The 8,589-nt window shown below is 72.7% G+C and carries 7 protein-coding genes; 5 read left to right on the top strand and 2 right to left on the bottom strand.

The features are described 5' to 3' along the window. From H5J33_RS15320 to H5J33_RS15305, 4 genes are all read left to right on the top strand, one after another. Positions 1-825, top strand: an 825-nt coding sequence (locus H5J33_RS15320; RefSeq protein ID WP_181795473.1) for an MFS transporter, incomplete at its 5' end; no start/stop codon positions are given. A 27-nt stretch (positions 826-852) separates the two neighbouring features. After that, a complete protein-coding gene (locus H5J33_RS15315; protein ID WP_181795472.1) occupies positions 853-2,424 on the top strand; it encodes an MFS transporter in 1,572 nt (523 codons plus the stop codon). Next, positions 2,421-3,953, top strand: coding sequence for an FAD-dependent monooxygenase (locus tag H5J33_RS15310; RefSeq protein WP_181795471.1), 1,533 nt, complete (start codon positions 2,421-2,423; stop codon positions 3,951-3,953). The genes H5J33_RS15315 and H5J33_RS15310 overlap by 4 nt, the downstream gene beginning before the upstream one ends. Beyond that, complete coding sequence (locus tag H5J33_RS15305; RefSeq protein ID WP_181795470.1) at positions 3,950-4,354, top strand: nuclear transport factor 2 family protein; 405 nt, start codon at positions 3,950-3,952, stop codon at positions 4,352-4,354. The genes H5J33_RS15310 and H5J33_RS15305 overlap by 4 nt, the downstream gene beginning before the upstream one ends. Here H5J33_RS15305 and H5J33_RS15300 read toward each other — a convergent pair. Continuing rightward, complete coding sequence (locus H5J33_RS15300; protein ID WP_181795469.1) at positions 4,318-5,241, bottom strand: helix-turn-helix transcriptional regulator; 924 nt, start codon at positions 5,239-5,241, stop codon at positions 4,318-4,320. The two genes, H5J33_RS15305 and H5J33_RS15300, sit on opposite strands and share 37 nt — an antisense overlap. 562 nt (positions 5,242-5,803) lie before the next feature. Here H5J33_RS15300 and H5J33_RS15295 point away from each other — a divergent pair. Continuing rightward, positions 5,804-7,384 (top strand): SDR family oxidoreductase, encoded by a 1,581-nt coding sequence (locus H5J33_RS15295; RefSeq protein WP_181795468.1) that lies wholly within the window; start codon positions 5,804-5,806, stop codon positions 7,382-7,384. Between the two features lie 99 nt (positions 7,385-7,483). On the opposite strand, the gene H5J33_RS15290 is transcribed toward H5J33_RS15295, so the two are convergent. Continuing rightward, the coding region (locus H5J33_RS15290) for a spore photoproduct lyase family protein (RefSeq protein WP_181795467.1) at positions 7,484-8,589 on the bottom strand (1,106 nt) is incomplete at its 5' end.

Here is an 8,589-nt window from a genome sequence, read left to right as displayed (position 1 = left end):
TTCGCCGCCGCGCTCGCCCGCCCGGAACAGCGCGGCCGGGTCACCGGCCGGGTGATGAGCGGTGTGCTCGGCGGGGTCCTGTCCGCCCGCACCGGCGCGGGAGCGCTGGCACAGTGGACCGGCAGCTGGCGCACGGTGTTCGCGGTGGCGGCGGTGGCCATGCTGGTGCTCGCCGTGCTGCTGTGGCGGCTGCTGCCCGACCTGGAACCCGCCGAGTCCCTCGGCTACTTCACCCTGCTGCGCTCGGTGGCCTCGGTGGTCGCCCAGGAGCCCGTGCTGCGGCTGCGCTGCCTGTACGGCTTCCTCACCTTCGCCTCCTTCAGCGTCTTCTGGGCCTCGGCGGCCTTCCTGCTCGCCGCACCGCCGTACTCGTACGGCGCGGCGCTGATCGGCGCGTTCGGGCTGCTCGGCCTGGTGGGCGCGGTGGCCGCGCGAGTCACCGGTCCGCTGGTCGACCGAGGCCGCGACCGGCTGGCCGGCACCGTGCTGTACCTCGCGAACCTGATCGCCTGGGCGCTGCTCGCCTTCGACGGCGGCCACCTGCCGGTGTGCCTGGTGCTCGGTGTCCTGCTGCTCGACTTCGGGGTGCAGGGTGCCCAGGTCACCAACCTCGGCGTCCTCTTCCGGCTGCGCCCCGAGGCCCGCAACCGGATCACGATGGCCTACATGTCCGCCTACTTCCTCGGCGGCGCGGCGGGTTCGGCGCTCTCGGGCGCCGTGTACTCCGCCGCCGGGTGGGCCGGTGTGTCCGCGGCCGGCGGCGGCCTGGCCGCGCTGGTGCTGCTGTTATGGGGCGTCGAGCAACTGCGCGCACGGACGCCCTGACAACCCCGACCTTCTCGAGGAGTTCTCGTGCCCACTCGTCCGACGGGCGCCGTACGGTCCCGTCCCGTCCTGACCCTCGTCGCGGTCTGCGTCTCCTGCGGACTGCTCCCCGCCTCCCTGACCGGAACCTCCGTCGCCCTGCCCGATCTCGGCGCCGATCTGCACGCCTCCCTGGTGACCGTGCAGTGGGTCGTCAACGCCTACAACCTCACCTTCGCCGGTGTGATGCTGGTCGCGGGCTCGCTCGCGGACCTGCTGGGGCGGCGCAGGATGTTCACCCTCGGCCTCGCCGTCTTCGTGCTGTGCACGGCCGGCGCGGCCCTCCTGACCGACGTGGTGCTGATCGACGTCCTGCGCGGTGCGGCCGGGGTGGGCGCCGCGATGGTGCTCACCGCGGCCACCGCGCTGCTCGCCCAGACCTACGACGGCGCGCGCCGCGCCCGCGCCTTCGGGTTCCTCGGATCGTCCTTCGGTCTCGGGCTGGCCCTCGGGCCCTCGCTGTCCGGGCTGCTCGTCGGGGCCTTCGGCTGGCGCTCGGTGTTCCTCGCCCACGCCGCCGTCGCCGCGGCCGTCCTGCTGTCGGGCCCGCTCCTGACCGAATCCCGGGACCCTGCCGCGGGCGGCGTGGACTACGCCGGGGCGGCGACGTTCAGCGGCGCCCTGTTCGCGCTCACCCTCGCCCTGGTCGAGGGACCGCAGCTGGGCTGGGGGCACCCGCTGGTGCCGGCCCTCGCCGTACTGGCGGCTGTGCTGCTGACCGTGTTCGTCCGGATCGAGAAGCGCCGGGCGCGGCCCCTGCTGGAGCTGTCACTGCTGCGTGAGCCGAAGTTCGTCGCCGTCGGGCTGATGCCGGTACTGCTGGCCTTCGGCTTCGTGTGCCTGCTGGTCTTCCTTCCGTCGTACTTCATCGGCGTGGGCGGCATGAGCTCACAGCGGGCCGGCCTGACCATGCTGCTGCTCAGCGGCCCGGTGCTCGCCCTGCCCGTGCTCAGCGGAGCGCTCGCGCGCAAGGCCGGCACGGCGGTGCCGCTCGGGGTGAGCCTGCTGCTGGTCGCGGGCGGTGCCGCCTGGCTGACCGTCCTCGACCAGAACTCCACCACCCTGGCGATCGCAGGACCCCTGCTCGTCATCGGCACCGGGGTGGGCATCTCCTTCGGCCTGCTCGACGGCGCCGCGGTCGGTGCCGTGGACGCGAGCCGGGCGGGTATGGCGGCCGGGCTGTTCAACACCATGCGGCTCACCGGCGAGGCCGTCGCCATCGCCGGGATGGGCTCCGTCCTGGTCAGCATCACCCGGCACAACCTCAAGGACCCGGGCGCATGGTGGCAAGGCACCGGCGACCTCGCCAACCGGGTCGTACAGGGCGAGATCGGCGCGGTGGCCGACCAGGTGCCGGCCGCCGACCGGGCCGGCTTCACCGAGTTGGTCTCCGGTGCCTACACCTCCGCCCTGCACACGGTGCTGTGGCTGCTCGCGGCCGTGTGCGCCGTGGGCGCCCCGGTGATCATGCGCATGCTGCGCACCGCCCCCGGGCCGAAGGGCACCGCGACCGCGGACCGGTGCACCAAGGAACCGATCACGATGGGAGAGACGTCATGAGCAAGCCCGATGACAGGCCCGTACTGGTCGTCGGCGCGGGCCCGGTGGGCCTGACGGCCGCGGCCGAACTGACCCGGCGGGGCGTACCGGTGCGGCTGGTCGACAAGGCGGCCGGCCCCAGCCCGCTGACCAAGGCGCTGGTGGTGTGGCCGCGCACCCTGGAGGTGTTCCGGGGGCTGGGCGCCGCCGCGTACATCGACAAGCACGGTCTGCCGGTGCACTCCTTCCGGTACAACTCCGGCACCGACCCGATCTGCGACATCGTCTTCGGCGACCGCACCCGCCCGATGGTGATCGTTCAGCCGGACGTCGAGGAACTGCTGCGCGAGGCGCTGGAGCGCAACGGCGGGACGGTCGAGTGGCGCACCGAGCTGACCCGGCTCAGCCAGGACCCGGACGGCGTGCTCGCCACGCTGCGCGGTCCCGACGGAGAGGAGACCACCGGCGAGTTCGCCTACGTCGTCGGCGGCGACGGGGCGGGCAGCACCGTACGCAAGGCCATCGGCGTGCGGTTCACGGGAGCGACCTATCCCAACCTGTTCATCCTGGCCGACACCGCGCTCGACGGGGACTTACAGCGCGACGCCGTGCACTACTACTGCACGGAGAACGGGATCATGGTGCTGGTCCCGCTGCACAACGGCCGGTTCCGGGTGTTCACCGCCGGTCCGCCCGGCATGAAGCCGGAGGACCTGACGCCCGAGGTGCTCCAGGACTTCGTCGACAAACGCGGGCCGGGAGGCCTCACGCTGTACGACATCTCCTGGCAGACCACGTTCAGCATCCACGCCCGGCACGCCGAGCGGTTCCGGGCCGGGCGCGTCTTCCTCGCCGGCGACGCGGCGCACATCCACAGCCCGGCCGGCGGCCAGGGTCTGAACACCGGGGTCACCGACGCGCACAACCTCGCCTGGAAGCTGGCGCTGGTGCACCGCGGCGCGGCCTCGCCGGTGCTGCTGGACAGTTACGGCAGCGAGCGCGCCGCCGTGGCGCGGGCCGTGGTGAAGCAGGCCGAGGTGCAGACGAGGGCATGGATGCTGGACAAGCGCTGGCAGATCACGCTGCGGGACGTCTCCGCGCGGTTCGCCGGCCGCAGCGGCCTCTTCGACCGGTTCTACTCGCCCTGGCTCGCGGGCCTGACCAACAACTACCCGGCCGGTCCGGCCGTCGACGGCAACCCGGGGGGTCGGCCGGGCCGGTCCCGGCAGCGCAACGGGCACCTGGTGGCGGACCCCGCGACGCGCGAGACACTGCCGGTGGACCGCTACACCCTGCTCGTCACGCTCCCCGCGTCCGGCGAACGCCCCTCCGCCCTCGCGGAACTCCAGGACGCCTACGAGGAGCTGGTGCGGGTCCGCATCACGCGCGGCCGGCGCTTCTCGGCGGTCCTGGTCCGCCCGGACCACTACATCGCGGCCCAGGACTTCGCACCGGGCCTCGGGCACGTCCACCGGCATCTGGCCTCGCTGGCCGCGCCCGCGGTCTCCGCCCACAGCGAGGACCTCGCCGGGGAGGGACACCGCGCATGACCAGGAGCACCGCCGAAACCGTCCGGGAATTCTTCCGCCGCTTCGGCGCCGGCGACCTCGCCGGGCTGCCGGAACTGTTCGCCGACACCGCCGATCTGGTCGTGGCGGGCGCCCCGCTCGTCCCGTGGACGGGGCACCTCGTCGGCCGGAACGAGGTCGAAGGCTACTTCCAGCGGTTCGTGGCCGCTGTCCGGACGCAGCGGTTCGACATCGAACGGATCGTCACGGACGGTGAAGACGCCATCGTCCTCGGCGCGTTCGAGCACAAGGTGACCTCGACCGGGAAACCGTTCGAGAGCCCCTTCGCGATCAGGTTCACCGTCCGCGACGGGCTGATCCGCCGTTACCAGACGTTCGAGGACAGCTACGCCGCCGCGCTCGCCTTCGCCGAGGGCGACTGACCGTCCTCGTCGCCTTCCTCGCCCGGCCGGTCCGGATCCTCCGCGTCCGGACCGGCCGACGCGAAGAAGGCGTCCAGCTTCTCCTTCGTTTCCTGCACGGTCGGCATATGCAGGACCAGCTGGACCTCGTGGTCCGCGGCCAGCTCCCACTCGTGGACGTCGAAACCGAGCGTCCCGACCTCGGGATGGAGCACCTCCTTCGTCCGGGCCTTGACCGGTTCCAGTACCTCGTGGCCGCTCCACAGCTCGGCGAACTCCGGGCTGCTCCGGTTCAGTTCGGCCAGGACCCGCTCGACCTCCGGCCGGCCGAAGCAGTCGGCCACGTCCGCGCGGAAGCGGGCGACCGAGCTGCGGGCCAGGGCGTCGCCGTGCGCATAGCGTTCCCGGCACGCCTTGTCCGTGAAGAACTCCACGAGGATGTTCGCGCCCGGCCCCGGGAAGCCGAGGAACTCCGGCACCGCCGAGTTCGCGGCCAGGATGTTCCAGCAGCGGTCCCGCACCAGCGCCGGGTTGGGGAACCAGTGGTTCACGATCTCGGCCAGGCGCCGCGGGTCGTCGGGCCCGGTGGTGGCCCGGGCGGCGTCCTCCGGCGCCTTGAGGCCGGCCAGCCGGTGCAGGTAGATCTCCTCCGCCGCGTTGAGGCGCAGCGCCCCGCTGATGGCGCCGAGCACCGCGTCCGAGACGTTGATGTCCCTGCCCTGCTCCAGCCACGTGTACCAGGAGGTACCGACGCCCGCCAGGACGGCCACCTCCTCCCTGCGTAACCCGGGCGTACGACGGCGTCCGGAGGTGGTGAGTCCGACGTCGCCCGGGGTCAGGCGCATTCGCCGCGTGCGAAGGAAATGAGACAACTCTTCCAGTTGACGTTTTCGGTGACTTGTCGTCATGAACCATGAGGGTCCACGGAGGGCAATACTCAGTCAAGCCCCCGTGGCCGGTCCCCGCCGCCGGGGAAGGCGAATTGTTATTCCACGTTTTCATCGGGCGTCCGGTGACCGTAGAGATATGCAAGTGATACCGGAAGACCTTATTCGCGCCCCCTCGGCCGCACACGCGGCCGTGATGCGCCTCCGAGCCCCCCGCCAGGGGTGTCGCCGGTACCTGCGCCCGAGTCCCGACCGCGCTGCGGCCGCTCGGAGCGCCGCGACGGGTTTCCGTCGCGCCGTCCTTATCGTGGAAACTTTGGGCGGATCGGTGCGCGGTCTGCCGCCGCCTGTGTGCACTGCACATGACAGGTGTTAGCCGCCCCGGGGAGCGGCATGTCATGTCTTTTTCCAAGGCCGTGCCGGAAACCCCGGGAAAGCATGACCGGTCAAACGGCCCGGACGGCAGTGGAAAGACGCGCGTCCCGCCGGAGCGGAGGCGCGTCCGGCCGTACGGGCGCACGGTGGAGAGGAGGCGGCGGGCGTCACGGCGCGGTTGCCGGCGGCAGAGACGGCGGGAGCGACCATGAGCGACGACATCACACCGGCCGGACCGCAGGCGGGTGACGGGCCGGTCTGCCTGGTCACCGGCGCCACGGGGTACATCGGCGGCCGCCTGGTGCCGGAGCTGCTCGACGCGGGGTACCGGGTGCGCTGCCTGGTCCGCACCCCGCGCAAGCTGCGCGACCACCCCTGGGCCGACCGGGTGGAGATCCTCCGGGGCGACGTGACCGACGCCGACTCGGTGGCCCGGGCGATGACCGGCGTCGACGTGGCCTACTACCTCGTGCACGCTCTCGGCACCGGCCGCGGGTTCGAGGAGACCGACCGCGCGGCGGCCCGGATCTTCGGCGCCCAGGCCCGCCGGGCCGGCGTCGGCAGGCTCGTCTACCTGGGCGGTCTCACCCCCGCCTCCGTGCCCGAATCCGAGCTGTCGCCGCACCTGCGCTCCCGCGCCGAGGTCGGCCGGATCCTGCTCGCCTCGGGCGTCCCCACGGCCGTGCTCCGCGCCGCAGTGATCATCGGCTCGGGCTCCGCGAGCTTCGAGATGCTGCGCTACCTCACCGAGCGGCTGCCGGTGATGGTCACCCCGCGCTGGGTGCGCACGCGGATCCAGCCCGTCGCCGTACGGGACGTGCTCCGCCTGCTCACCGGCTGTGCCCGCCTGCCCCGCGAGGTGAACCGCGCCTTCGACATCGGCGGACCGGAGGTGCTGACGTACCTCGACATGATGCGCCGCTACGCCTCGGTGGCGGAACTGCCCCGACGGCTGATCCTGCCCGTCCCCGTCCTCACCCCTGGACTGTCCAGCCACTGGGTGGGCCTGGTGACGCCGGTCCCGGCCTCGATCGCCCGCCCCCTGACCGAGTCCCTGCGCCACGAGGTGGTGTGCCGCGATAACGACATCGAACGGTACGTGCCCAGCCCGCCGGGACACCCGATCGGCTTCGACGACGCCGTCCGGCTGGCCCTCCAGCGCATCCGTGACGCGCAGGTCACCACCCGGTGGTCGTCGGCCTCCGTGCCCGGCGCGCCCAGCGACCCGCTGCCCACGGACCCCGACTGGGCGGGCGGCAGCCTCTACAGCGACGTGCGCGAACGCGACGCGAAGGTTTCCCGGGAGGCGCTGTGGGCGGTCGTCGAGGGCATCGGCGGAGAGCACGGCTGGTACTCCTTCCCCCTGGCCTGGGCGGTGCGCGGCTGGCTCGACCGGCTCGTGGGCGGTGTCGGCCTGCGCCGGGGCCGCCGTGACGCCCGGCACCTCAGGACCGGCGACTCCCTGGACTTCTGGCGGGTCGAGGAGATCGAACACGGCCGGCTGCTGCGGCTGCGCGCCGAGATGCGGCTGCCCGGACTGGCCTGGCTGGAGATGAGCGTGGACGGCGACGACGGCGGACCGGTCCGGTACCGGCAGCGGGCACTGTTCCACCCGCACGGACTCCTCGGCCACCTGTACTGGTGGAGCGTCTCGCCCTGGCACGCGGTCGTCTTCGGCGGCATGGCCCGCAACATCGTCCGCACCGCCGAGCACACGGCACCGCCGCCCCGAGGGCGCGAGCCGAGCGCATCCGGCGCCGTGCCCCGCCGCCCCCCTGGAGGAGGCTGACGCCCGTGCGGGTCCCGGTCGCCCTGTTCCCCGCCGGCCGCGCCGGGCCCGCCCGGACCGCTCGAGCCGACGACCACCGGGCGGGAGACGGGCCGCGGCTCAGAAGGCGTACCGGATCCGCAGCCAGGGCGCGTGCGCGGCGACCAGGCCGCGCAGGGCGCGGACGGCCCGCGCCTTGACCTGGTCGCCGTAGCGGACGTTCAGCGCGCCGTTCTGCGAGCGCTTGTCCTGTTGCAGCTCCGGGCGCCAGAGCAGCTCCTCGGCCCGGGGGTGCCAGCCCAGGTTGACCTGGTGGAGGTCCCGGTTGTGGGTGAGCAGGATCACCTCGGCGGCAGCCTGCCGTTTGACCCGGCCGGGCAGGATGTCGTCCAGCTCCCGGAGCACCTCGCTCCAGGCTTCCTCCCAGCCGGGGCGCAGTACCACGGGGGAGAGGTTGAAGTGGACCTCGTAGCCGGCGTCCAGGAAATCCGCCGCGGCGGCGATCCGGTCGCCCACCGGCGATGTCCGTACGTCCAGCAGCCGCGAGTCCGCGGCGGGCATCACGGAGAACCGGATCCGCGTGCGGCCTCGGGGGTCCAGCGCCAGCAGGTCCGGGTTGACGAACTTGGTGGCGAACGACGCCTTCGCGGTGGGCCAGTGGCGGAAGGCGCGCACCAGGTCCGCCGTGTTGTCGCTGATCAGCGCGTCCACCGAGCAGTCGCCGTTCTCCCCGATGTCGTAGACCCAGGCCGACTCGTCGCACTGGTTGGGTTCCGGCTTGGCTCCCCGGCGGGCGATGTGCCGGGCCAGGTGGGCGAGGATGGCGTCGATGTTGGTGAAGACGGTGATGGGGTTGGCGTAGCCCTTGCGGCGCGGGACGTAGCAGTAGGCGCAGGCCATGGCGCACCCGTTGGAGGCGCCGGGGGCGATCCAGTCGGCGGATCGCCCGTTGGGCCGTGTGGTCAGCGTCTTGCGCTCGCCCAGGACCAGCGTCTCGCCTTTCACCCGCACCCAGCGCTCGACATTGCCCTCGTTGCCGTGCAGCCCCGGGATGCGCCAGTGCGAGTCCACCTCGATCAGCTCCGCCTCCGGGAAGCGGGCGAGGATCTGGCGGCCGCGCGCGGAGGAAGCGGCGGCCGGTTCCGCGTAGATCGCCCGGACGGGCAGCAGACGACGGGGGCCTTGGCCGGGTAGGTGGAGGTGGCGTGGCAGAGCAGGATGTTGTC

Source organism: Streptomyces sp. WELS2, assembly GCF_013870595.1.
Classification (GTDB): domain Bacteria; phylum Actinomycetota; class Actinomycetes; order Streptomycetales; family Streptomycetaceae; genus Streptomyces.
This window is presented reverse-complemented; position numbering and strand designations above follow the sequence as displayed.